A 23,670-nucleotide genomic window follows, 5' to 3' on the forward strand; every position below is an offset into this window, starting at 1 on the left:
CCGCTGGCATCACGCCTGCTGCAAGGCCAGCACCCTCCGCTGGCGTCATGCCTGCTGCCATGCCAGCATCCTCCGCTGGCAAACCTGTCTGCACTCGCAATTCCCGATTGACGATAACAGCTTGTAAATTCAGTGGCCACAGGAAAAGCCAGACCCGTTATGATCTGGGTCAAGCAGTCAACGCTGTACGATTGGGAACATCCGAGCTGATCTTCCGCGAGTCATCCGGAATCCGTTGAGCGCGTTCGGCGGCATTCCGGTCAGGCCTGCAATTCAAAGTGACAGGGACCCATCCGTGATCATCGGCATACCGAAAGAGACGCAACCCCGCGAACACCGGGTGGCCGTCACTCCCGAAACCACTCGCAAGCTGATCAAACTGGGCTTCGACGTCTGCGTCCAGAAGGGTGCCGGCATTCCGGCCGACTTCACCGACGAGGCCTACGTCGATGCGGGAGCGCGCATCGTGGACGGTGCGCCCGACCTCTGGGCGGGATCGGACCTTGTTCTCAAGGTGCTTCCCCCGGACGTGGACCCCGCCACCGGAGTGCACGAAGCGGCCCTGCTGAAGATCGGCGGGCATCTGGTCAGTTTCATCTGGCCCGCGATGCACAAGGAGCTGCTCCAGCAGCTGGGCGATCGCAAGGCCACCGTGCTGGCCATGGACTGCATTCCCCGGATCAGTCGCGCCCAGAAGATGGACGCCCTGAGCTCCATGGCCAATATCGCCGGCTACCGTGCGGTGGTGGAAGCGGCCAACCACTTCGGACGCTTCTTCACCGGTCAGATGACGGCTGCCGGCACCGTGCAGCCTGCCAAGGTGCTGGTGATCGGCGCGGGCGTGGCCGGGCTGGCCGCCATCGGCGCCGCACGCAACCTGGGTGCCATCGTGCGTGCCTTCGACACGCGCCCCGCGGTGAAGGACCAGGTCATCAGCATGGGCGCCGAATTTCTGGAAGTGGATCTCAAGGAAGACGGCTCGGGACAGGGCGGCTACGGCCGCGAAATGAGCCCCGAGTACATCAAGGCCGAAATGGAGCTCTTCGCCGAGCAGGCCCGCGATGTGGACATCATCATCACCACCGCCCTGATTCCGGGCAAGCCCGCCCCCAAGCTGATCACCACCGAGATGGTGAAGAAGATGCGCGGCGGCAGCGTGATCGTCGATCTGGCCTCGCAGAACGGCGGCAACTGCGAACTGACCGAGACCGACAAGGTCGTGACACGCCATGGCGTGAAGATCATCGGCTTCACCGATCTGGCCGGACGCCTGGCTGCGCAGGCCAGCCAGCTCTATGGCAACAACCTGCTCAACCTGCTTTCCGACATGTGCAAGGGCGAACAGGGCTATCATGTCAATCTGGACGACGTGGTCGTGCGCGGAGCGCTGGTGGTACACGAAGGCAAACTGACCTGGCCGCCGCCCAAGCTGGAACTGCCTGCCCAGGATGCCAGCCGCAGTTCCACCGATGTGGTCATCCCGGAGGAGAATGCGGCCCAGAAGAAGCGCTTCAATCCGGTGCGCAACGCCCTGATGATGGGCACGGCGGGCATCCTGCTGGCCCTGCTGGGGCTGGTGGCCCCGCCGGCGTTCCTCAGTCATCTCACGGTTTTTGCCCTCGCGTGTTTCATTGGCTACCAGGTCATCTGGAACGTGACACCTGCGCTGCATACCCCGCTGATGAGCGTGACCAACGCGATCAGCGGCATCATTCTGGTGGGCGCCATGCTGCAGATCAACCCCGATTCCGGGACGGTCGTGCAGATCCTGGCGGCCTTCGCCCTGCTGATCGCGATGATCAACGTGGCCGGAGGATTCCTTGTGACACATCGCATGCTCAGCATGTTCCGCAAATAGGAGACAGGTATGCCAATCGGACTCCTCAGCACCGCCTATCTGGCCGCGGGCATCCTGTTCATCCTCTGCCTGGGAGGCCTCAGCCGGCATGAGACCGCGCGGCGCGGCAACCTCTATGGGATGATCGGCATTCTCATCGCGATTCTGGCAACCGGGTTCTCCACGGATTTCAGTGGAGTGGGCATGTTGGTCGCGGGGGCTCTGGTGGCCGGTTCGCTGATCGGCATGGCGCTGGCGCTCAAGGTCGAAATGACCTCGATGCCCGAACTGGTGGCCGTGCTGCACAGTTTCGTCGGTCTTGCCGCGGCTCTGGTGGGGCTCAACAGTTATCTGGAAACGACCACCGGACACGGGGCCGAACTGACGATCCACCTGGTCGAAGTGGGGGTGGGCGTGTTCATTGGTGGGGTCACCTTCACCGGCTCGATCATCGCCTGGGGCAAGTTGCGCGGTGTGATCCGCAGCAAGCCCCTGATGCTTCCCGGGCGCCATGTCTTCAATTCGGCCCTGCTGATCGTCAGTGTGATCCTGGTGGGCATGCTGGTCTCCAGTCCGCCGGCCTCGGCCCTGCCCCTGTTGCTGGTCGTGCTGGGGCTGTCCTTCGTGCTGGGCATCCATCTGGTGATGGGCATCGGCGGCGCCGACATGCCCGTGGTGGTGTCCATGCTCAACAGCTATTCGGGCTGGGCGGCCGCGGCCACCGGCTTCATGCTCAGCAATGACCTGCTGATCGTCACCGGTGCGCTGGTGGGGTCCAGTGGTGCCATCCTGTCCTACATCATGTGCGCCGCGATGAACCGTTCCTTCATCAGTGTGATCCTGGGCGGTTTCGGCGAGAGCGGTGGTGGCGGTTCCCAGATCGTGGGCGACCAGGAATACACCACGATCAATGTGGATGAAACCGCCGAACTGCTGCTGGCCAGCCGCCGGATGATCATCGTGCCGGGATACGGCATGGCCGTGGCCCACGCCCAGCATCCGGTGAAGCAGATCTGCGACCTGCTGCGTGAGAACGGCTGCGACGTGCAGTTCGCGATCCATCCCGTGGCCGGACGCCTGCCGGGGCACATGAACGTGTTGCTGGCCGAGGCTCGCGTGCCCTACGACATCGTGCATGAGATGGACACGATCAACGAGACCTTCCCCGAGACCGATGTGGTGCTGGTGATCGGTGCCAACGACATCGTCAACCCGGGTGCTCTGGAAGACAAGGGCAGCCCGATCTACGGCATGCCCGTGCTGGAGGTCTGGAAGGCCACCAAGGTCATCGTGATGAAGCGCAGCATGGGCGTGGGCTACTCCGGCGTCGACAACCCATTGTTCTACAAGTCGAACACCGACATGCTCTTCGGCGACGCCAAGGCCACCGTGGATGGCATTCTGGCGGTCGTGAGCCAGGGCGTGCGCGGAGGAGTGGAGCGGCGCGCCAACCGCTGAGACAATTTCCAGGCCCGCCTCCCCGGCGGGCCTTTTCATGCAAGGTCCGGCCATGTCGCTCAACCCGGCCCATCTCAGTCTCACCGAGCTGCGCTACTTCGTGGTGCTGGCCGAGGTGGGGCACTTCGGCCGTGCGGCGGAGGCCTGCCACGTGAGCCAGCCCACCCTGAGCGCGGGCATCCGCAAACTGGAACAGACTCTGGGCCTGGTGCTCTTCGAACGTGGCAACCGTCTGCTGGGCATCACCGCCGAGGGGCGCAGCCTGCTGCCCCGGGCGCGCCGTGTGCTCGAGGAAGCCGGCGAACTGGTCGAAGCGGCCACCGTGGCCGGAGAAGGACTGAGCGGCAGCCTGCGACTGGGCGTGATCCCCACCGTCGCACCCGACCTGCTGCCCTGGTTGGTGCCACTCTGGGCCAGAAAGGCCCCCGCGCTGAATCTGGTCTGGCATGAGGACCGCACCGCCAGCCTGCTCGCGGCCCTGCACGAGTTCCGGCTGGATGCGGCCCTGCTGGCCCTGCCCGTGGAGCTGGACGGACTGGAAGCCGATGCGCTGTATACCGAAGAGTTTCTGCTGGCCTTGCCGTCCGGGCAAACGGATCCGAGCGGTCCGGTCGACCCCGCCACTCTGTCCGCTGCCAGCCTGCTCTTGTTGACCGAAGGCCACTGTCTGCGTGATCAGGCACTGGAAATCTGCGGCAGCACCGGACGAAGCGGAGAAGGACCCGCCAGCGATTTTCAGGCAACCAGTCTGGATACCCTGATCCAGCTGGTCAGCACGGGATACGGCATGACCCTGCTGCCCCGGCTGAGCGCCGAGCGCTCGCCCGGGCTCTGCCTGCGGCATTTCGTGGCGCCCGCACCCACGCGCACCATCGCCTTGATCTGGCGCCGCACCACACCGCGGGCGCCCGAATTCCGGCGGCTGGCGGGTCTGCTCAAGCAATCACTGCCTGACCATCTTTCCGCCGCGGGCACACAGGGCGTGTCCGCAGACTGAGTCCCGGACCGCCAGGCGGCCCCCCCAGCGCTCAGGAGGTTTTCATGTCCCGTCCGTCGCGCAATCCCGCCGTGATCCTCAACCTGTTCTTCTACCCCCGCCAGACCATACGTCTGCTGCTGGAGAAATCCGACCCGCCCGTGGAGCTGGGTCTGGTTGTCCTGTTCGGTCTGGGCTCGGTGGAGCTGGGGGGCGAACAGCAACCGCTGGCTACTGCACTGGCTGGACTGGGTCCGGTTTTCAGCCTCGTATCAGCAGTGATTTTCGGTCTGCTTTATCTGTACACCTATGGACTTGTCTACGCCCTGGTCGGGGGAGCATTTGGCGGTGACGCCCTGCCCCAGCATACCCGGACAGCAGTGGCTTGGTCACAAGTTCCCCCTCTGATCGCGATGCTGATTCTCTTGCCCATGTGGGCGATGGGAGTCAGTGAACTGAGCTTGCAGCCCGTGGCCTTGTTGAGCACGATCCTGATGCTTTACAGCTTCTTCCTGGGAGTGATGTTTCTGGCCGAGGCGCATGGCTTCTCCATGTTCAAGGCGCTGCTGACCCTGCTCATTTCCTCCGTCGTGCTCTGGTTGCTGCAGATCTTTCTGGCTGGTGTGCTGAACAAATTCCTCTGAGACCATGGACGGAGTGCCAGGCCGGCGGACTCCTCGTGCCAGCAAAGGGCCAGCTGGCATTCACGGGCGCCATCACTCGAGCCACGGCTTCCGTGGTGTGCGCCCCGGGAACCTTGCTGTCCCGGCCGGATTGAATCCGTGAAACTGTTCACAGGGTATCACGCCAGACCAAGGAGTTCCCATGCCCAGGCTTGCCGGACTGTTTCTGCTGACCTTCGCCGTCTTTTTTGCCGTGGACCTGCTCTGGCTGGCCGGGGTGGCGCAATCTTTCTACCATGAGCAGTTGCAGGGGCTGCTGGCCCCCAGTCCCGACTGGCCGGCGGCGATTCTGTTCTACCTGATCTACATCGGCGGGCTGCTGGGCTTCGTGATCCTTCCGGGGCTGCAGGGAGCGGGGAGACGCCACCGGGCCTGGCGCGCGGCGGCATTCGGCCTGGTCACTTACAGCACCTACGAGCTGACCAACAAGGCATTGATCCGTGATTGGCCCGGGCTGCTGGTTCCCGTGGACATCGCCTGGGGCATCGTGCTCTGTCTGGCGGTCAGCAGTCTGGTCTGGTTCCTGGCGCCGAAGCTGGGTCTGGCCGAGCCTGACTGAGACCCACATGCCACAGCGGGCATCCGAATCGCTTGAGCAGTCTCACCCGAGTCACGGTTGCGGACCCATTGCATGTATCACGATCACCCGGGGTCCGCGCCCCGGTTCCATGTTTACCATCCATTCCGGAGGCACGATGTCTGTTTCGAAATGTTCGTCCGCGTTGGTCCTGTTGGTGCTGGCCCTCAGTCTGACGGGGCTGCTGAGCCAACCCGCTCTGGCCGTCGATTTCCCCAAGGCCGGCAATGATCAGACCGAAGCCCTCGCCAAGCGCGTGGAAGCCCTGGAACTGAAAGTCCAACAGCTTGAGCGCAGCCTGGAACTGCTGCAGGCGGGCGCCGGTGCGCTGCCCGGACAGTCCGCCGCATTCGGCTGGCAGAACCAGGCCAACTGGCGCAAACTGGGCAAGGGCATGACCATGGCCCAGGTCCAGAGCCAGCTGGGCGAGCCTTCCAAGGTGGATGGCGGCACGGTGACGCATTGGTACTACTACCCCAGGGGCGGCAGCCCCACGGATGCGGGTGCCGGACATCTGGTCTTTGACAATGCCGGACGTCTGCAGAGCTGGAACGAGCCCGTGCACTGACAAGTCACGCGAGACGCGCGGCGTGAGGCCGCTCTCTTCCGTTGCTGTTGGCAGGCTTGCACGGATGGCCAGTGGATGAGTCACTGGCCATCCGTACTCGAGCGGGAGTCGGGAACCTTCCGCAAGGGCTGACGGATCCAGTCACGCAACCCATCGGTCGGAAGTCCTTTCGCTCAGAATTCCCAGCTGACACCGAGCACCGGCAGAATGCCCAACCAGTAGGTATTGTCCTGGAAGTAGACATAGTTGCCGTTGTCATCGAACTGGTACTGGTTGTCATCGCCGCGCACATCCACATCGAACTTCTTCAGATTCTCGCGATTGTAGACATTGATCAGGTGCAGGAAAGCACTGAGTCGGCTGTTGTCCAACTGCCAGATCCGGTTCACGCGTACATCCATCCGGTGGTAGGGCGGATAGGTGCGCCCGCGGAACACACCGTGCACCGGGTAGAAATGCAACGAATCGCTGGGCAGGGTCGTGTCTCGGTAGGTGTAGTCCGTGTAGGGCAGACCGTGCCAGTACTGCCAGGACACGTTGATCAGCCAGCGCGGGTCGGGCCGGTAATTCAGATCGGCGTAGAGGGTGTGATCCTGGTTGTTGATTTTCGGCAGCCAGCCTGTCCGCGGCGTGACCAGCCCCTGGAAGTCAATCCCGGTCACGTGTTCCTCGGCTCTGGACCAGGCATAACTGAGCCACCAGGAAAAACGTCCGCCCTGATCGCGCTTGAGAAAGAATTCGATGCCATGGCTGCGGGCTTCGTCCACATGGACCAGCGCCAGGTCGTTGCGCGCTTCGGGAAACACCTCCCAGGGATCACGCAGGTTCTGCCAGGAGGCGGCAGGGTCCGGCATCTGCTTGACGAATCCGTCAAGGCGCAGCTCGATGCCGTTGTCAAAGTGATGTTCCAGGCCCAGTACCCAGTGCCGCGACAATTCGGCGGGCACGAACTGGGTCGCGCCGTGATTCACGTCCAGCGCATTGATCGACTGGATCTGCCAGTAGTGGCCCCACGCCGCACGCACGGTGGTTTCCGGGGCCAGTGCCCAGGCCAGTCCGAGCCGCGGACTCCAGAGTCTGTCGCCAGTATGGTCGGCCCGGTCATGGCGCAGCCCGGCCTCCGCAAGCAGGTGTTCGGTCAGTCGATAGCGCCCGGAGGCGTACAGGCCCAGCTGATTGCCGCTGGGTTGGGTCCGGATGCTCGCACTGTCCTGGAAGAAGAAGAGCTGGTCGGTGGAGTCGATGCGCCAGTCATCCAGTGTGTAGTGGTAGTTGTAGTCGCTTTGCAGGTGGCGCAGATCGACGCCGGACTTGAGTTGCAGGTTCTTGCCCGGCTTCCAGTCCAGTTCCTGCTTGAAACCCGACAGGGTGTACGAGCGCTGGTCCAGCAGCTTGAAGAACATCTTGTCGGAGGGCTCGAAAGGCTTTTCCGAATCTCCATGGCGCTTGTGATCCACTTCGCCCAGATACAGCATGCTGCGCGTGAAGAGCCGCGGCGTCCAGCTGGAGTTGAAGGTCAGCCAGCCGTAGCTGTTGGTGTAACGCGTGTCGTGGATGTCGTGGGCCTGGTCTTCCACGCTGATGTCTCGGATGCCGGTCTGGTCGCCCGCGCGCAGGGCGTGAAGGGCAATGCTCTGGCGCGGATTCAACCGGTATTCCACTTTGCCCAGCATGTCGTAGAAGAAGGGGATCTGCTCGTCGAAGCCCACCAGTTGAAAAGCCTGGTCCAGGATGCCGCGGCGGGCGCTTACCAGATATTCGCCACGCCCATCGGCCAGCGGGCCCTCGCTGAATCCGCGCACGGTCAGCGCACTCAGCCCCATGCTGTGATGCGACTTGCCGTCCCTGTTGTGGCGAGTGCGCATGGCGAAGACCGCGCTTTCCCGGTCGCCGTATTCGGCGGAGAAGCCGCCGGTGAGCAGCTCGACACCTTCCACGGCTTCGATGTCGACGATGCTGAACAGGCCGCCGGAGAAGTCCCGCTGATGAAAGGGCTCATGGAGCTCCATCCCGTCCAGGGTCATCAGCACCTCGTCGGCTTCGCCCCCGCGCACGGTGAACTTGGAGGAGTAGTCATTGGACGCGACGCCCGGAAGACGTGACACGGCCCGGGTGATGTCCTCGGCGAAACTCATGTTCTGCAGGTCCTTGCGACCCAGAGTCTGGCGCGAGGCGGGGCCGGTGCCCATGATCGAGAAACTGCCCGGCGTGACAACCATCTCCTCAAGCGGAATCGCGGCGGCGCGCATCCGGGTGATTCCCAGATCCAGTTCGGTGCCTGCCTTCAGCTGGCAAGGCCCAAGAGTCCGGTCTTCATAGCCCACGAAACTGAGGGTCAACCAGTACTCGCCCGGGCTGAGCTCCGTGATCCGGAAGCGGCCGTCTTCGTCGCTGGCCGTGCCCAGCGAGGTGCCATCGACGGTCACGTTGACCCGCGACAGCGGACGATCCTGATGCTCATCCAGCACCTGGCCCACCAGGCTTGCCTTCTGACCCACGGGTGTGTCCGCCGCGAACAGCACACCGTGGTCACACAACAGGGCCAGAAGGACGAGCAGCCAGAGGGGACCTCCGGCCAGGTATCGCATTGAGCCTGTCAGGGATGGCAGAGGCCAACGGCCTTCACCGGCGGAAGCAGATCGGACACAGGGGTGTCGGCGTGACAAACTGGCTGGCGGATCCAGCGGGGTCCGGGGGCTGGGTGGACGCATCTCGGGCTCCTCTGCAAGTACTTGTAAGTGGTCATGCGACCCGGACAAACGGATCTAATCAACTGCTTGCAAAGGCTCGATGGCGCTCCTGCTGGTCTGGAAATCGCGGATTCAGCCGCGCGGGCTGTGATCGAGGGCTCAGGATAGGAAGAGATTCTGGAGGAAATCTGGAGTTCAGCGGGAGGCGGGAAAGTCCAGCTGGAAGCGATGGCGGTCACCCGTGATGGTGTAGTCCAGACCGATGCCTGCGTGCTGGCAGATCCGCTGGACGAGCGCCAGACCAAGACCCAGCGAGCCGGACGTCGGGTCGGCCTTGCGGAAGCGCTCGAACAGGGTGGCCGGGTCGCCCGCGAAGGGCATTCCGGTGTTTTCCAGCTGCAAGGAGTGTGCGTTCAGCGTCAGCAGGATGCTGCCTCCGGGCAGACTGTGGCGGATCGCGTTGTGCAGCAGATTGGAGAACAGCGTGTCACACAGGTCCGGGTGGATCCGGAGCAGACAGGGACTGATTTCCACCTGCAACTGCAGGCGCTTGCTGTCGATCAGGTCCTCCAGGCTGTCCAGTTTCTCCTGCAGCCACGGGCCCAGCTCGATCGGGGCTGAGGGGCGGAACTCCTGGTTGTCGACCCGGGTCAGCAGGGCCAGGGTGTGTTGCAGGCGGGCCAGCCGGTTGGCGGCCGCGTAGGCGTGCTGCAGGTGGCCGCGGGAGTCCTGCGACAGATCATCCTGCTGCATCAGCAATTCCAGATGGGTCACGATGGCGCTCACGGGGGTCTGCATCTCGTGGCTGGCATCCTCGCTGAACTGCCGCAGGCTCTGATAGTCCCGCTGCAGTTTCTCGGTCATCCGGCGCACATGGGCACCCAGCTCATCGAATTCACGGGTGCCGGTGGCCACGGGATCGAAGGGGTGCTGGTCCCGGAAGTCGAAGGCCGCGATCCGCGCCAGCAGCAGCTGGAAGGGGCGCCAGAGCACACGGTGGCTGAAGTGGCTGAGAGCAATCGCCGAGAGCAGCAGCAGGGCCAGCACGAGCGCCTGTGCCTTGAGCAGGCTTTCCACCAGATCGTCGGACTCGATGCGCGCCTTGCGCACCGTGACCCACCAGCGTTGATCAGCGTGCCGCAGTTCGAAGCCCAGCTGCATGAAGGGCACCACATCGTCTTCGAAGGCCGGCTGCAGCAGGGTGTCGGAAAACTGGGGTTCGCGCCCGGGAGCGTCCGGTTGCAGCAGGAGCAACTGTCCTTCGCGGCTGGCCTGGTCGCCCCAACGGGCCAGCCAGGTGGGAAAGTCCGCTTCGATCTCGCGCTGTCGCAGTTGCAGACCTTCGCGGGCTTCCTCGTCGGCCAGACCGCGCAGGTAGTGAAAACTGCCGAAACCACCGACCAGCAGGGCCAGGGCCAGCAGAGGGCCCGCCAGGAGGAAGAGGCGGTGCAGCAGTTTCATGGCAGTTTCACCGTGTAGCCCACGCCGTAGACGGTGTGGATCAGGCCCTCGACTCCGGCGTCGGCCAGTTTGCGCCGCAGGTTCTTGATGTGATCGTAGACCACATCGAAGGAGTCGGCCTGGTCGATCGCCGAGCCCCAGAGATGCTCGGCGATGGTTTCCTTGGAGAGCACATGGTTGGCATTGCTGGCCAGAAAGAGCAGCAGGTCGAATTCGCGGCGGGTCAGGGAGATCTCGAGGTTGCCGTGATGCACAAGGCGTTTCTGGGGATGCATCCGCAACGGGCCGCAGACCAGTTCGGGCTGGCCATCCTGCTGCAGCCGGCGCTGGATCGCCCGCAGGCGCGCATTCAGTTCGGCCAGATGGAAGGGTTTGGGCAAGTAGTCATCGGCGCCCAGATCCAGCCCGCGGACCTTGTCTTCCAGTGAATCCCGTGCGGAAATGATGATCACGCCCGCGCGCGAGCCCCGGCTCTTCAGGGTCCGCAGCAGCTCCAGGCCATTGCCGTCGGGCAGGGTGATGTCCACGATCACACAGTCATAGAGGTAGAGCTTGAGCGCGAGCTCGGCCTGCTCGAAGCCACTGGCCGTCTCGATCAGGTCAAAACGCCCTTCAAGAAACTCGCGGATCGAGTGAGTCAATTGTGGATCGTCTTCCACCAGCAGGATCTTCACCGGCTCGCCCATTGTTCGGTGTGGGAGTGTCGACAGGCAATCTCGGGCAGAACCTAATACTGTCCGTCCGTGCAGGGGAGGCACAATCGATGGGGCAGCGAATCAGACGGGCTGGGCCGGGTTGCGCCAGCGATCCACGCTCCGCAGCAGGGCGTAGACCAGAATCGAGACGAACACGCCGAAGACCGCCGGGTCCAGCTGGTTGCTCCAGTCCGTGAAGCGGTAGACGAAAGTCACACCCACCGAGACCAGCATCGTCCAGGTGATGGCGCGGGTCTGGGAGGGCGAGCGGAAGGTGGTGAGCGTGCCCACGACCACGGGCACGATGATCGCCGGAGCCCAGGTGTGATAGGTGAAGAGCAGCAGCCCGATGATGTCCTGCCAGAGAATCGCGATCAGGGTGGCGGCCAGACCCAGCAGGGCGGTGCAGATCCGCGCCAGCTTGAGCAGTTTGCGGTCCCCCATGCTGGTCCAGCCCAGCTGGTGCTCGAAGAGGTCCTTGACGAAGATCGCCGTGGCCGAATTGAGCGCCGAGTCGGCCGAAGACATCACGGCCGAGAGCAGAGCGGCGATCATGATGCCCGAAAGCACCGGATTGTGCAGCCCGCGGATCACCACGGGCAGGGCCTGCTGGGAGTCGATGTCCGGGTAGTGCATGCGGGCGTGCACGGCGATGAAGAACAGCACCACCGGAAATGTGAGTGCCAGAAAAAGACCCACTCCCGCGATGCCGCGTTTGGTGTGTCCGATGTCGCGCCCGATGCAGTAGCGGGTGGCATAACCCGGGGCGAAGGTTTCGCCCAGCAGGAAGGCCAGGAAGGTGGTGATCAGGAAGAGCCAGCCGTGGCCGCCTTCCAGCTGGAAGAACTCCGCGGGCAGGGTGCTTGTGACCGTGTCCCAGTTGCCGATCAGGTCCGGGGTGATGAAGACCAGAGTCAGCAGGAAACCCAGGAAGAGCACCACGAACTGGTAGATGTCGGTGTAGATCACGGCCAGCAGGCCACCGGCGGTGGAGTAGAGGATCACCAGCAGCCCGCCGATGCCGATCGCCCAGCGCATGATGTTGGGCGTGTCCAGCGTCGAGGGCAGCAGGGTGGTCAGCACCGTGCCGATGGCGGCCATCTGGGCCGCCACGATGAAGACCGAGAACAGCAGCGACAGAATCAGCACCACGAAGCGAGGCTGCTCGCCGAAGCGGTGGCCGAAGTAGCCCGCCACCGTGTACAGTTTCGCCTCGCGGAAGCGTGGAGCCACCACCATGCCCGAGAAGATGAAATGCAGGTAGCCGCCGGTGGAGACCAGCAGCATCAGAATGCCCCACTCGTAGGTCTTGCCCACGGCCCCGATCGAATAGCCCCCACCGATGACGGTGGCGCCCATGGTGGCGAAGAGCAGGTACCAGGGCACATCGCGACCGGCCACCAGAAAATCATCCGTGCTCTCGATGCGGCCGGACTTCAGCATGCCCTTGACCACGATGAAGGTCACATAGGCAATGATGATGCCCCACTCGATGTACAGCGTCTGATTCAGAGTGCGGCTTCCGGCTGGTTGAAGGTCTCGTCGATCACGGGCGGCAGCGAGGTGGTGGCGTGCCGGGAGAGCTGTGCCTGGAAGATGCCGGGATCGGGCAGCAGTTCCTTGTCGATGTACTTGCCCATCATCAGTCGCACGAGCGCGCCATAGGAGGGCCGGAAGCGGATTGTGTCACCCACCTTGAGCTCCCCGGGATCGGGCCCCAGATTGATCACGGCCAGATCGCTGCTGGCACCGGCCAGTTGATGGTTGGGATCCAGCGGGGTCAGGCCGCTGACTTCGGTGTCCACCTGGCCCACGGTCACGATGGCCCGGTAGCCACGCTGGCCGGGGCTGTGCTCGTCGGGCTGCAGGCTGGCGAAGGGGGACATGCTGGTGGTTTCGCCCAGCGGCACCAGGCTCTTTTCCTTGATCTCCACGATGTCGGCTTCCACGGTGAAGGCATCGTCCCGCAGGCCGGCCAGGGTGCCGCCATTGATCAGGTCGGAGCCCAGGAAGACGGAGTCTCCGATGCGGAAGTGATTCACCGCCCGGGGCACACGATTCTCGAGCAGCAGGGGCAGCAGGGAGCTGGATCCGCCCGAGATCATCGCCATCCGGTGCTTGAACTTCAGTTCCAGCAGTTCCTTGTAGAGTGCCAGCTGGGTCAGGTGCTCGGGGTTGGGTACCGCACCCGAGAGACAGCCCAGGTTGGCGCCAATGCCCAGCACCTGCACATTCTTCAGGGAGAGCAGACGCTCGTAGTACGCGATCAGCGAACTGGGCAGGATGCCCTCGCGCAGGTCGCCCATCTCGATCATGATCACCACCCGGTGCACCGTGTTCTGGCGCCGGGCCTCGGCGTCAAGGGCTTCGATGATCTCGATTTCCGTGTTGAGGCTGGCGCTGGCCAGCCGCACGATGTCCTTGAGGGCGGGAAAGTGGGGCAGGCGCAGATACCAGGTTTCCACCGGATCACCCGTGCGGGGAAGTGCTTCCAGATTCAGCAGGCGGCTGTCGGCGATCGAGCGCACGCCCAGCGATTTCAGCGCGGCCAGGGTGGGCTCGTGTCCACAGAGGACCTTGCAGACCAGGGTCCAGGAGGCCTGATGGGCGCGCATCCAGCCATCCACCGTGCGGATGTTGTGCTGGAGCGCCTCCAGGTTGATCGTGATCCGGTTCACGAGTCGCTCGGCACGTAGCGCATTTCCGCGTAGCGCACACGGAATCCCAGCCGTTCATAGAGGTGGCGGGCCGGGTTGCTCTCTTCCACGTGCAGCTTGACGCCGGTCCCGGTCTCCGCCAGACAGCGTCGGGCCAGCTTGCCCCCGATGCCGCGTCCGCGCAGACCCGACTCGACCCCGATCATCAGCAGCAGCCATTCGGGGACGTAGGCGCGCATGCCCGTGCGCAGCATGATGCAGACACCGGCCAGCCGACTTTCCGCGCGGCAGAGCATGGCGAAGCCACCGTGTCCCTCGGCCTGGTGGAAGCAGTCGTCCAGTGCCAGTGCGATGGCTTCGGGTGGGTCCTGGTAGGGTGTCATTTCGTCGTGCAGAAAGCGCTCCAGTGTGGAGCGGTTGGCCCACTGGGGGAGATCGGCTTCGCGCTCGATCTTCAGGAATTCCAGGGGAGCGTCGCCGCCCTGGGCTGTCTTGTCACTCATGGTCACCTCAATTCTTCAGTGGGTACGCCGTTGTGGACGGCATGGAACCGGCTGTGTCCTGTGCGGGCGGGGCTCCCGTGTTGCCGATCGGGCCGGGCACAAGCAGGGGGGCCACTTCCAGCTGGTCGGCCTGCATCATGGACGCCACGCGTTCCAGCGTGGCCAGCATCTGGGTGCGTTCCCAGTCGGCCAGTCCTTCAAGTTGCACGAGGAAGCGGTCGTGCAGCAGGGGCGGCGCCTCGTCGACCAGGGCTTCGCCTTCGGGCGTGAGCCGCACCTGGATTCTCCGGCGATCGCTTTCGTCGCGCAGGCGCACGATCAGCGAGCGTTTTTCCAGCCGGATCAGCAGGTCGGTGATCGTGCCCTGGCTCAGGTGTACCCGGCGTGCCAGCTCGCCCGCGCTGAGCTCGCGAGGCTCGCGCAGCGCCTGCAGCACCAGCAATTGGGGAACCGTGACTCCATGCCGCTGGATCAGGGTGTGGCTGTGCAGCTCGATGGCTCGTGTGATGCGGCGCAGCACCCGGAGAATATCCTGGCTGGCCTGATGTTGGGGGCTCATGGCACTCCGGAATAGTTAGGGCACAAAGTATTTTCCCGCAGGCTGGCATGCAAACTGGAACTGAACCAGTGAGTGAGTTTTGTCAAATCCATCAATATCAGTCGGATGAATTTGGATTGGCGGGGGCTGTCCATGCCATCAAGCCTTTGGGCACAAAGGAAAATTCGGCGAGACAGAGCCCAATACAATGAAAAGCCCGGCCGACGCGTCGCGTCGACCGGGCAAGGGGATTCCGGATTCCGTACGGCCGCTCCGCCCGGAATCGTCGGGTCATTTGATCAGAACCAGACGCTGGGTCTGCACCTGTCCACCCGAGTTCAGGCTGGCCAGATACATCCCACTGGCCAGGCCGGTGGCGTCAAAGACAACGCGGTGCTCGCCACCGGACAGCAGCCCGTCCTGGAGCAGGGCCACCTGCTGCCCGGCCAGATTGTACACGGCCAGGCGCACGGGCGCGGTCTCGGCCAGGCTGAAGGCCAGAGTCGTGCTGGGATTGAAAGGATTGGGCCAGGCGGGGGCCAGACTGAAGTTGGCCGGGATGTCTTCGGTGGCCGAGACGGCGGTCCGCGCGACCCGGATCCTCAGCAGGGGATAGGCGCTCTGGGTGAAATCGGCCGCGGCGAACATCGGATCGTCCAGGATGCCACCGCTGCCTGCGGGCAGATACCCGGCGTGCATCCCGATGGGCATGCTTTCGGACACCCCCGTGTCGGGACTGTTCTGCCCGAAGAAGGCGGTGTGCGCGGGAAGCTCGTCATTCAGTTCGGTGCCGGCGTCCATGATCGCGCCGCCCTGAAGCATCAGCTCCAGAGGCTGGAACTGACCGGCCCCATTGAAGACCCTGTGTGCCATGGGATCCTCGTTGCCCACGAAGGCGTCATTGCTGGGCAGGATCATCGCGAAGAAGCTGAGGTACTGGCCGCTGGGGGTGTCGCCGTCCACGTCCACCACCATGGTGGCCGTTTCGCCGGGTGCCAGGGGCGGTATGCCCGAGTCACTCACCAGGGTGGCCTGCAATTGCCCACTGCCACTGCCGGAGAAATCGGCCATCAGCGGGCCCGAATTGCCATCCTCGGCAAAACGTTCCACGGACATCGACGCGGGGGCTCCGCCATCAAAGACATCGAAGGTTCCGTCATGGATGCCCACCCAGAAGGGCGTGGTCCAGGTTCCGTCCATGGGTGAGAGGTTCTCGATGGTGATCGTCAGAGACGTTGCCGCCGCGGACAGGCTCAAAGCCAGAACGGGCAGTGTGTGAAGCAAGAGGCGGTGTGACATGGTGTTCTCCGTATGCTGTTCCTCGTACCATTCCCCCAGCCGCGGGGGTGCTGTGTGTCGAGGGACAGGATACGGTGCGAAGATCACGCGGAGATCACGAACATCTCACGGTTTTGTCCCGTTTTCATCCTCGGCCCACTGCCGCAAGCAGGAGCGGGCCGCTGCCAGCAGCAATTGCCCATCGAGGCGTCGTTTGTAGTCGGGATTGATGTAGCTGAAGGCCACCGTTCCCGCAGGATCCAGCAACAGGACAGCCGGCACGGGCAGCAGGTGGTGGGCGTGGCCGGAATCGGCTTCCAGGTCAATGCCCCAGCCCAGATAGCGCGTGACGGTCTCGTCATCCACGTGAAATGCCAGACCCAGAGCGCTGGCCGCGTGCATCGCGCAATCCGAGAACAGGCGATAGCCCAGCTCGTGGCGCTCGCGCACCGGGGCCAGCATGCCGGGGCGATCGGGACTGAGCGCCAGGATCTGGAAGCCCAGGGAGTCCAGCGTGCCCTGGATGCTCTGCAGGTCCGCCAACTGGCGGTTGCACCAGGGTCACCACCCTCCGCGATAGATCACCAGCACCGTGGGTGCGGCCGCGAAGGAGTCGTTCAGCAGCACCCGGGTACTGTCCAGATCCAGCACCTCCAGCGCCGGCACGGTCTGCCCGACCAGGATCGGGCAGATTTCACCGGCGCTCGGGGCGGCTTGCGGGGCGCTCTCTGCCAGGACCCAGGATTGGCAGCAGAGCAGGATCAGCAGCGCTGCCACCCTGATGGAGAAGGGGCGGTGCATGTGTAAATCTCCTTGAAGCCGGGATGAGTGACTGATGGGGCGGTCCTGTGCCTGTCTCGTCCGGACAGATTACATTCGATTGCCATGGTCCGGACACGCGCGGCATGGCCGGAAGCTGGGACGAGCCGGGGAAACTCAGCGCACCAGCAGGGCGCGCACCGTGGCCGATTGACCGCTCTGTCCCACAAGTTGCAGCAGATACAGACCCGAGGCCAGCTCGCGTCCCCGGTCGTCGCGACCATCCCAGGTCACGCTGTGCAGGCCTGCCGCACGCGGGCCCAGATCCAGTTCGCGCACGCGGGCTCCGCGCAGGTCGTGCACGCGCAGGCGCAGGTGGTCGGCGCGCCGCAGCTCCAGCTCCACGCGCGTGGAAGGGTTGAAGGGGTTGGGCACCAGGGCATGGATCACGGGTGCCCAGCCATTCCGGGGCACCACCGCTGGAGTGGGTTCCACGGCCGTGACCGGTGTGCCGTCGACGCCAAAACTGGTATTGCTGCCCGCCGCGATCAGATCGTAGGATCCATCGGGATCGGGCAGGCTGCACTGCTCGTACTGGTTGCGGCCCCAGGCCAGCAGCTGGCCGTCGGCCTTGAGACCCACGGTGTGCCAGCCGCCCCCGGCCACGGCCACGAAACCCGTATTGGGCTCCGGGGGCGTGCACTGCCCGAAGAGATTGGCGCCCCAGCCTTCCACGCTGCCGTTGCTGCGGATCGCCAGGCTGTGTGACGCCCCGGCCGCGATGAAGGCGAAGCCCGAGTTGTTCGCGGGCAGGGTGCACTGGCCCGCCAGGTTGCTGCCCCAGGCCACGATGCTGCCATTGCCGCGCAGGGCCATGTTGTGGTAGGTCCCGCAGGCAATGGCCACGAAGCCGCTGTTGGGCTGGGGCAGTGTGTTCAGCCCCCAGTTGTCGTCGCCCCAGCTCACCACCGAGCCATCGGCTTTCAGACCCAGACTGTGCAGCCCGCCGGCGGCAATCGCGATGAAATCCTGATTGGGCGCGGGGGGCGTGCACTGTCCCTGCTCATTCCAGCCCCAGCCCACGACCGAACCATTGGCCTTCAGGCCCAGGCTGTGATCCAGACCGGCCGCCACCCCGACAAAGGACGAATTGGGCGAGGGCACGTTGCACTGGGCCTCGCTGTTGACACCCCAGGCCCGGATCACCCCATCGGCTCCCAGAGCCAGCACGTGATTCTCGCCGGCGGCCAGGGCCTCGATCTCCGTGTTGGGCGCAGGCACATTGCACTGGCTGTCCGTGTTGCTGCCCCAGAGAACGGCACTGCCATCCGTGCGCAGAGCCAGACAATGGGACCCGCCCGCGGCCACGGCGCCATAACCCGACGCGGGCTCCGGCATGCGGCTGGGCCCCGCGCTGCCCAGACCCCAGGCCACCAGAGTGCCCGAAGCCGTCAGCACCATGCTGTGCAGATTGCCCGCCGAAAGGGCCACCACGGCCTCATCGATCACAGGTACATCGGTCTGGCCCCAGTTGTTCAATCCCCAGGCTACCACGCTGCCGTCACTCTTCAAGCCCAGATTGTGATCCAGACCAGCGGCAATCGCGATGAATCCGCTGTTGGGTTCGGGCACATCGCACTGTCCCGAGCTGTTGTAACCCCAGGCCTCGATGCTGCCGTTGGCCTTGAGGGCCAGGCTGTGATCCTCGCCGCAGGAGATGGCGATGAACCCCGTGTTGGGCACCGGCAGTGTGCACTGCCCCAGACTGTTGTTGCCCCAGGCGCGCAGCGAGCCATCGGCCTTGAGGGCCAGGCTGTGGCGTCCGCCACCGGCCACGGCCGTGAAGGCCGAGTTGGGCTGGGGCAGATCACACTGGCCTTCCGTGTTGTCCCCCCAGGCCACGAGGCTGCCATCGGCGCGCAGGGCCAGATTGTGGTTGAAGCCGGCGCTGGCCGCGATGAAGCCGCTGTTGGGACTGGGCAGGCGACACTGGCCCAGTTCATCGTTGCCCCAGGCCACCAGAGTGCTGTCCTGGCGCAGGGCCAGGCTGTGGATCTGACCCCCGTCCAGGCTGTGCAGGTTCTGCAGGGCCGCCTGGGGTTGCACGATCCAGCGTCCCCAGCCGCTCACGCTGCCTTCGGCGCGCAGACCGGGCGCGAGAGCGAGCAGCAGCAGCATGGAGTGGAGCAGTGGCATGAGACTCATCGGGGACCGCCTGGCAATGACATGGAGCGTGACTGTGTCGAAGGGGGGAAGAGACATTTCAGGCGGGCAAAAGGCAAGCGGGAAGTGAACAGGATTCATCCGGGCCGCGGCGGGCCACCCCGCGTCGCGCTCAGTCGAAGACGACGGTGCGGTTGCCCACGGTCAGCACCTTGGCGGAAAGATGTTGGTGCACGGCCCGTGCCAGCACCAGCTGTTCCAGGTCGCGGCCCTTGCGGATCAGGTCGTGCACGTCGTCGCGATGGCTGACCCGGGTCACTTCCTGTTCGATGATCGGACCGGCATCCAGTTCCTTCGTCACATAGTGCGCGGTGGCCCCGATCAGCTTCACGCCCCGCTCAAGCGCACTGTGATAGGGCCGGGCGCCGGGAAACGCCGGCAGGAAACTGTGGTGGATGTTGATCACCCGGTGGTGCCAGCGGGCCAGGAATTCCGCTGACACAATCTGCATGTAACGTGCCAGCACCACCAGGTCGATGGCACATTCCTCGAGCAATGCCTGCTGGCGCTGTTCCAGCTGCGTGCGCCCCAGCTCCTGGGGATCAAGGCATTCGAAGCGGACACCGAACTGCTGGGCCACCCGCTCCAGGTGACGATGGTTGCTGATCACCAGCGGGATGTCGCAGTCCAGTTCACCCGATTGCCAGCGGGCCAGCAGGTCGTAGATGCAATGAGCCTGTTTGGTCACGAAGATCGCCATGCGCTGGCGCTTGCCGGGCATCTGCAGCTGCCAGTGCATGCGCAGCGGGCCCGCCAGTTCCTCGTCAAAGGCCTGCACGAAGGCATCATCCACCAGCGAAAACCCCGCCAGACCCCACTCCACGCGCATGCAGAACAGGCCCTCGGACTGGTCGACATGCTCATCCAGATCGAGGATGTTGCCGCCATGCCGCTGGATCCAACCGGTCACGCGGGCGATCAGGCCGGGAGAATCCTGGCAGTGGATCAGGAGAACGGCGGTATTGCGCGGGCGGGGCATGTGGATTCCTTTCATGGGCTTGATGCAGCCTGTCATATCGGCTGGCGAGGGGGCCATCCGGACTGCCCCTCACGCGGCTGTCAATTCTCCACCTGAGATTGATCAAGTGGGCCGCCCGCTCAAGGTGCCATTTTGGGCCGGTCTTTCGGGGACTCTCCCCACGACCGGGTTCACAAGCAACTGTACATAAGAGGCACGCATGGAACGCAGACAACTGATGCTGGATGGCAACGAGGCCGCGGCCCGGGTCGCCTACCTGCTGAACGAAGTGATTGCCATCTATCCGATCACCCCCGCTTCGTCGATGGGGGAATGGGCCGACCAGTGGGCCTCGGAAGGCAAGCCCAATCTCTGGGGCACCGTGCCCCACGTGGAAGAACTGCAGAGCGAAGCCGGGGCCGCCGGCGCCCTGCACGGCGCGCTGCAGGCGGGCGCTCTGGCCACCACCTTCACCGCCAGCCAGGGGCTGCTGCTGATGCTGCCCAACATGTTCAAGATCGCCGGCGAACTGACGCCCGCCGTGATCCATGTGGCCGCCCGCTCGCTGGCCGCCCAGGCTCTTTCGATCTTCGGAGACCACAGCGACGTGATGAGCGTGCGCTCGACGGGCTTCGCGATGCTGGCCGCCAACAGTGTCCAGGAAGCCCAGGACATGGCTGCGGTGGCCCATGTGGCCAGCCTGGAGTCGCGGATTCCCTTCCTGCATTTCTTCGACGGCTTCCGCACCTCGCACGAGGTGGCCAAGATCACCTCGCTGGGGCGCGAGGAGCTGCGCGAACTGCTGGACGAGCGCTTCGTGCTCGAGCACCGCGCGCGCGGACTGACTCCCGACAGGCCCGTGTTGCGCGGCACGGCCCAGAACCCGGACGTGTACTTCCAGGGGCGCGAGACGGTCAATCCCTGGGTCAACGCCTGTCCCACCATCGTCAGTGATGTGATGGAGCGCTTCGGGAAGATCACCGGGCGCCAGTACCGGATCTTCGAGTATCACGGCGCGGCCGACGCCACCGATCTGATCGTGATCATGGGCTCGGGCTCCCAGACCGTGCAGGCCGCCGTGGAAGCCCTGAACGCCCAGGGCCACAAGCTGGGCTGCCTGACGGTGCGGCTCTACCGGCCCTTCGCGGTGGAAACCTTCGTCTCGCTGCTGCCCGCCAGCGTGCAGCGCATCGCCGTGCTCGACCGGGTCAAGGAACCGGGGGCTCCCGGCGACCCGCTCTATCTGGATGTGCGCACCGCAATTGATGAAATGGTCCAGCAGGGCCGTGCGCCCTTCACCAAGGCTCCGGTGGTCACCGGCGGGCGTTATGGCCTCTCGTCCAAGGAGTTCACCCCGGCGATGGTCAAGGCCGTCTTCGACGAACTGCAGAAGGACAACCGGCGCACCCACTTCACCGTGGGCATCACGGACGACCTGACCTTCAGCAGCCTGGACGTGGACCGCGAATTCCGGGTGGAGGACACGCTGGCCACACGCGCCGTGTTCTACGGGCTGGGCAGCGACGGCACTGTGGGTGCCAACAAGAACTCGATCAAGATCATTGGCGAGAACACCGACAACCACGCCCAGGGGTATTTCGTCTACGACTCGAAGAAGTCCGGTTCGATGACCACATCGCACCTGCGCTTCGGTCCCAAGGAGATCCGCAAGCCCTGGCTGATCGACAGCGCGGGTTTCGTGGCCTGCCACCAGCCCCAGTTCCTCGAGAGCATCGACATGCTGGCGGTGGCCGCCCCGGGTGCCACCTTCCTGCTCAACACTCCCTGGCCGGCCGACCAGATCTGGGACAAGCTGCCGCGCAGCGTGCAGCGCACCCTGCTGGAGAAGAAGATCGAGCTGCACGTGATCGACGCGGTGCAGGTGGCCAAGGACGCGGGCATGGGCGGGCGCATCAATACCGTGATGCAGACCTGCTTCTTCGCGATCAGCGGTGTGCTGCCCCGTGACGAAGCCATTCAGGCCATCAAGCACAGCATCGAGAAGACCTACGGCAAGCGCGGTGACGAACTGGTGCGTCGCAATTTCGAGGCCGTGGATGCCTCGCTCGCGCACCTGCACCGGGTCGAGCTGCCGCTCAAGGTCAGCAGCGCCATCGAGATGAAGGATGCGATCCACGGCGAAGCCGACGAATTCGTGCGCCGTGTCACGGCCGAGATCATCGCCGGCCGCGGCGACGCTCTTCCGGTCTCGGCCATTCCCGCCGACGGCACCTGGCCCGTGGGCACCACGCGCTTCGAGAAACGCGACATCGCCAACGAGATTCCGGTCTGGGATCCCGATGTCTGCATCCAGTGCGGAAAATGCGTGCTGGTCTGTCCGCATGCCGTGATCCGTGCCAAGCTGCCCAGCGTGCAGGAGCTGGCCGGTGCTCCCGAGTCCTTCCTGCACACCACGCCCAAGTGGCCCGAGCACAAGGAACGGCGCTACACCCTGCAGGTGGCTCCCGAGGATTGCACCGGCTGCAGCCTGTGTGTCGAGGTCTGCCCGGCCAAGAACAAGAGTGCCGTGGGCCGCAAGGCGATCAACATGGAAGACAAGCTGCCCCTGCTGGCGGCGGAGAAGGCCAATTGGGAATTCTTCGAGTCCATTCCCGAAATGGATCGCGGTGCCCTCAAGCATCACGCGGTGAAGGACATCCAGCTGCTGCAGCCGCTCTTCGAGTTCAGCGGAGCCTGCGCGGGCTGCGGTGAGACACCCTACCTGAAACTGATGACCCAGCTCTTCGGCGATCGCGCCGTGGTGGCCAACGCCACCGGCTGCAGCTCGATCTACGGGGGCAACCTGCCCACCACGCCCTGGGCGGCCAATCACGAAGGGCGCGGTCCGGCCTGGGCCAACAGCCTCTTCGAGGACAATGCCGAATTCGGACTGGGCATGCGCCTCTGCATCGACCGCCAGACCGCCTATGCCAGCGAGCTGCTGACCCGCTTCGCTCCGGTGGTTGGAGAGGAATTGGCGGAAGCGATCCTGAATGCCCCGCAGGAAACGGAAGTGGATCTGAATGCCCAGCGTGAGCGTGTGATACAGCTCAAGTCCGCCCTGGCCGGACTGGACAACCCGGGTGCCTCCGACCTGCTGAGCCTGGCCGACAAGCTGGTGCGCAAGTCGGTCTGGATCATCGGCGGCGATGGCTGGGCCTACGACATCGGCTACGGCGGCGTCGACCAGGTGCTTTCCAGCGGCGCCAATGTCAACATCATGGTACTGGACACCGAAGTGTACTCCAACACGGGCGGTCAGGCCTCCAAGGCCACCCCGCGCGCCGCGGTGGCCAAATTCGCCGCCGGAGGCAAGGACCGGGGCCGCAAGGACCTGGCCCGGATGGCGATGCACTACGAGAATGTCTACGTGGCCCGGGTGGCCATGGGCGCCAACGACGCCCACACGGCCAAGGTGCTGCTGGAAGCCGAGAGCTGGAATGGCCCCAGCCTGATCATCGCCTACAGCCACTGCATCGCCCACGGCTTCGACCTGAAACACGGCATGGACCAGCAGAAGCTGGCGGTGCAGAGCGGTTACTGGCCCCTCTTCCGTCACGACCCGCGTCGCGCCGCCCAGGGCCTGAACCCGGTGCAGCTGGACAGCAAGGAAGGCAGCATTCCGCTGAAGCAGTACATCTACAACGAGAGCCGCTACACCATGCTGGTGCACGCCCGCAAGGAACGCGCCGCGGAGTTGCTGCTGAAGGCCGAACACGACGTGGCCGAGCGCTGGGCCGATCTGCGCGATCTGGCCGGCATGCCCGGACACGGCGAGACCCCCGACTCGGGAAACAAGGATGCATAGC

At 64.4% G+C, this 23,670-nt stretch carries 19 protein-coding genes; 7 read left to right on the top strand and 12 right to left on the bottom strand.

Translation table 11 applies throughout. The features are described 5' to 3' along the window. Positions 1-295: 295 nt before the first annotated feature. The 6 genes from H6678_08730 (at position 296) to bamE (ending at position 6,099) form a co-directional block, all read left to right on the top strand. The gene (locus tag H6678_08730; GenBank protein MCB9473880.1) at positions 296-1,858 is read left to right on the top strand and encodes a Re/Si-specific NAD(P)(+) transhydrogenase subunit alpha; all 1,563 of its coding nucleotides are present in this window, start codon (positions 296-298) and stop codon (positions 1,856-1,858) included. A gap of 9 nt (positions 1,859-1,867) precedes the next feature. After that, on the top strand, positions 1,868-3,295 hold the full coding sequence (locus H6678_08735; protein MCB9473881.1) for an NAD(P)(+) transhydrogenase (Re/Si-specific) subunit beta: 1,428 nt from the start codon (positions 1,868-1,870) through the stop codon (positions 3,293-3,295). A gap of 52 nt (positions 3,296-3,347) precedes the next feature. Continuing rightward, entirely contained in the window at positions 3,348-4,292 is a 945-nt protein-coding gene (locus H6678_08740; GenBank protein MCB9473882.1) for a LysR family transcriptional regulator, read from the top strand. Between the two features lie 44 nt (positions 4,293-4,336). Beyond that, positions 4,337-4,915 carry a YIP1 family protein gene (locus tag H6678_08745; protein ID MCB9473883.1) on the top strand — a complete coding sequence of 193 codons (579 nt, stop codon included), beginning with the start codon at positions 4,337-4,339 and terminating at the stop codon, positions 4,913-4,915. A 181-nt stretch (positions 4,916-5,096) separates the two neighbouring features. After that, positions 5,097-5,513 (top strand): DUF2177 family protein, encoded by a 417-nt coding sequence (locus tag H6678_08750; GenBank protein ID MCB9473884.1) that lies wholly within the window; start codon positions 5,097-5,099, stop codon positions 5,511-5,513. Positions 5,514-5,649: 136 nt separating this feature from the next. Beyond that, the gene (gene bamE, locus H6678_08755; protein ID MCB9473885.1) at positions 5,650-6,099 is read left to right on the top strand and encodes an outer membrane protein assembly factor BamE; all 450 of its coding nucleotides are present in this window, start codon (positions 5,650-5,652) and stop codon (positions 6,097-6,099) included. A gap of 173 nt (positions 6,100-6,272) precedes the next feature. Here the strand turns inward: bamE and H6678_08760 are convergent, their stop codons facing one another. The 12 genes from H6678_08760 to purU all read right to left on the bottom strand — a co-directional run bounded on the left by H6678_08760 (position 6,273) and on the right by purU (position 19,882). Further along, positions 6,273-8,687 (bottom strand): TonB-dependent receptor, encoded by a 2,415-nt coding sequence (locus H6678_08760; GenBank protein ID MCB9473886.1) that lies wholly within the window; start codon positions 8,685-8,687, stop codon positions 6,273-6,275. A gap of 297 nt (positions 8,688-8,984) precedes the next feature. Then, positions 8,985-10,250, bottom strand: a complete 1,266-nt coding sequence (locus tag H6678_08765) for a HAMP domain-containing histidine kinase (protein MCB9473887.1) — start codon at positions 10,248-10,250, stop codon at positions 8,985-8,987. Next, positions 10,247-10,924 (bottom strand): response regulator transcription factor, encoded by a 678-nt coding sequence (locus tag H6678_08770; protein ID MCB9473888.1) that lies wholly within the window; start codon positions 10,922-10,924, stop codon positions 10,247-10,249. Before H6678_08770 ends, H6678_08765 begins: the two co-directional genes overlap by 4 nt. A gap of 102 nt (positions 10,925-11,026) precedes the next feature. Further along, positions 11,027-12,388: a sodium:solute symporter family protein gene (locus tag H6678_08775; protein MCB9473889.1), complete on the bottom strand. Its 1,362-nt coding sequence runs from the start codon at positions 12,386-12,388 to the stop codon at positions 11,027-11,029. A 65-nt stretch (positions 12,389-12,453) separates the two neighbouring features. Next, positions 12,454-13,623 (bottom strand): alanine racemase, encoded by a 1,170-nt coding sequence (locus H6678_08780; GenBank protein MCB9473890.1) that lies wholly within the window; start codon positions 13,621-13,623, stop codon positions 12,454-12,456. Beyond that, positions 13,620-14,105 carry a GNAT family N-acetyltransferase gene (locus H6678_08785; protein ID MCB9473891.1) on the bottom strand — a complete coding sequence of 162 codons (486 nt, stop codon included), beginning with the start codon at positions 14,103-14,105 and terminating at the stop codon, positions 13,620-13,622. The genes H6678_08780 and H6678_08785 overlap by 4 nt, the downstream gene beginning before the upstream one ends. A 7-nt stretch (positions 14,106-14,112) precedes the next feature. After that, the gene (locus H6678_08790; protein ID MCB9473892.1) at positions 14,113-14,664 is read right to left on the bottom strand and encodes a MarR family transcriptional regulator; all 552 of its coding nucleotides are present in this window, start codon (positions 14,662-14,664) and stop codon (positions 14,113-14,115) included. 270 nt (positions 14,665-14,934) lie between these two features. Continuing rightward, positions 14,935-15,942, bottom strand: a complete 1,008-nt coding sequence (locus H6678_08795) for a spondin domain-containing protein (GenBank protein MCB9473893.1) — start codon at positions 15,940-15,942, stop codon at positions 14,935-14,937. A gap of 105 nt (positions 15,943-16,047) precedes the next feature. Then, positions 16,048-16,464, bottom strand: a complete 417-nt coding sequence (locus tag H6678_08800; protein ID MCB9473894.1) for a redoxin domain-containing protein — start codon at positions 16,462-16,464, stop codon at positions 16,048-16,050. Between the two features lie 18 nt (positions 16,465-16,482). Beyond that, positions 16,483-16,722, bottom strand: a complete 240-nt coding sequence (locus H6678_08805; protein MCB9473895.1) for a hypothetical protein — start codon at positions 16,720-16,722, stop codon at positions 16,483-16,485. Positions 16,723-16,857: 135 nt separating this feature from the next. After that, entirely contained in the window at positions 16,858-18,876 is a 2,019-nt protein-coding gene (locus H6678_08810) for a hypothetical protein (protein MCB9473896.1), read from the bottom strand. 139 nt (positions 18,877-19,015) lie between these two features. Continuing rightward, the gene (gene purU / locus H6678_08815; GenBank protein ID MCB9473897.1) at positions 19,016-19,882 is read right to left on the bottom strand and encodes a formyltetrahydrofolate deformylase; all 867 of its coding nucleotides are present in this window, start codon (positions 19,880-19,882) and stop codon (positions 19,016-19,018) included. Positions 19,883-20,081: 199 nt separating this feature from the next. On the opposite strand from purU, the gene nifJ reads away from it, so the two are divergent. Then, positions 20,082-23,669 (top strand): pyruvate:ferredoxin (flavodoxin) oxidoreductase, encoded by a 3,588-nt coding sequence (nifJ, locus tag H6678_08820; protein ID MCB9473898.1) that lies wholly within the window; start codon positions 20,082-20,084, stop codon positions 23,667-23,669. Position 23,670: the final 1 nt, after the last annotated feature.

It is taken from the genome of Candidatus Delongbacteria bacterium, assembly GCA_020634015.1.
Lineage (GTDB): Bacteria > CAIWAD01 > CAIWAD01 > CAIWAD01 > CAIWAD01 > JACKCN01.

Excerpts from the sequence above, each read along its gene's own strand:
- H6678_08735 (MCB9473881.1), top strand. The coding sequence starts at position 1,868 with ATGCCAATCGGACTCCTCAGCACCGCCTATCTGGCCGCGGGCATCCTG.
- H6678_08740 (MCB9473882.1), top strand. The coding sequence starts at position 3,348 with ATGTCGCTCAACCCGGCCCATCTCAGTCTCACCGAGCTGCGCTACTTC.
- H6678_08745 (MCB9473883.1), top strand. The coding sequence starts at position 4,337 with ATGTCCCGTCCGTCGCGCAATCCCGCCGTGATCCTCAACCTGTTCTTC.
- H6678_08750 (MCB9473884.1), top strand. The coding sequence starts at position 5,097 with ATGCCCAGGCTTGCCGGACTGTTTCTGCTGACCTTCGCCGTCTTTTTT.
- bamE (MCB9473885.1), top strand. The coding sequence starts at position 5,650 with ATGTCTGTTTCGAAATGTTCGTCCGCGTTGGTCCTGTTGGTGCTGGCC.
- H6678_08760 (MCB9473886.1), bottom strand. The coding sequence starts at position 8,687 with ATGCGATACCTGGCCGGAGGTCCCCTCTGGCTGCTCGTCCTTCTGGCC.
- H6678_08765 (MCB9473887.1), bottom strand. The coding sequence starts at position 10,250 with ATGAAACTGCTGCACCGCCTCTTCCTCCTGGCGGGCCCTCTGCTGGCC.
- H6678_08775 (MCB9473889.1), bottom strand. The coding sequence starts at position 12,388 with ATGCTGAAGTCCGGCCGCATCGAGAGCACGGATGATTTTCTGGTGGCC.
- H6678_08785 (MCB9473891.1), bottom strand. The coding sequence starts at position 14,105 with ATGAGTGACAAGACAGCCCAGGGCGGCGACGCTCCCCTGGAATTCCTG.
- H6678_08790 (MCB9473892.1), bottom strand. The coding sequence starts at position 14,664 with ATGAGCCCCCAACATCAGGCCAGCCAGGATATTCTCCGGGTGCTGCGC.
- H6678_08795 (MCB9473893.1), bottom strand. The coding sequence starts at position 15,942 with ATGTCACACCGCCTCTTGCTTCACACACTGCCCGTTCTGGCTTTGAGC.
- H6678_08805 (MCB9473895.1), bottom strand. The coding sequence starts at position 16,722 with ATGCACCGCCCCTTCTCCATCAGGGTGGCAGCGCTGCTGATCCTGCTC.
- H6678_08810 (MCB9473896.1), bottom strand. The coding sequence starts at position 18,876 with ATGCCACTGCTCCACTCCATGCTGCTGCTGCTCGCTCTCGCGCCCGGT.
- purU (MCB9473897.1), bottom strand. The coding sequence starts at position 19,882 with ATGCCCCGCCCGCGCAATACCGCCGTTCTCCTGATCCACTGCCAGGAT.
- nifJ (MCB9473898.1), top strand. The coding sequence starts at position 20,082 with ATGGAACGCAGACAACTGATGCTGGATGGCAACGAGGCCGCGGCCCGG.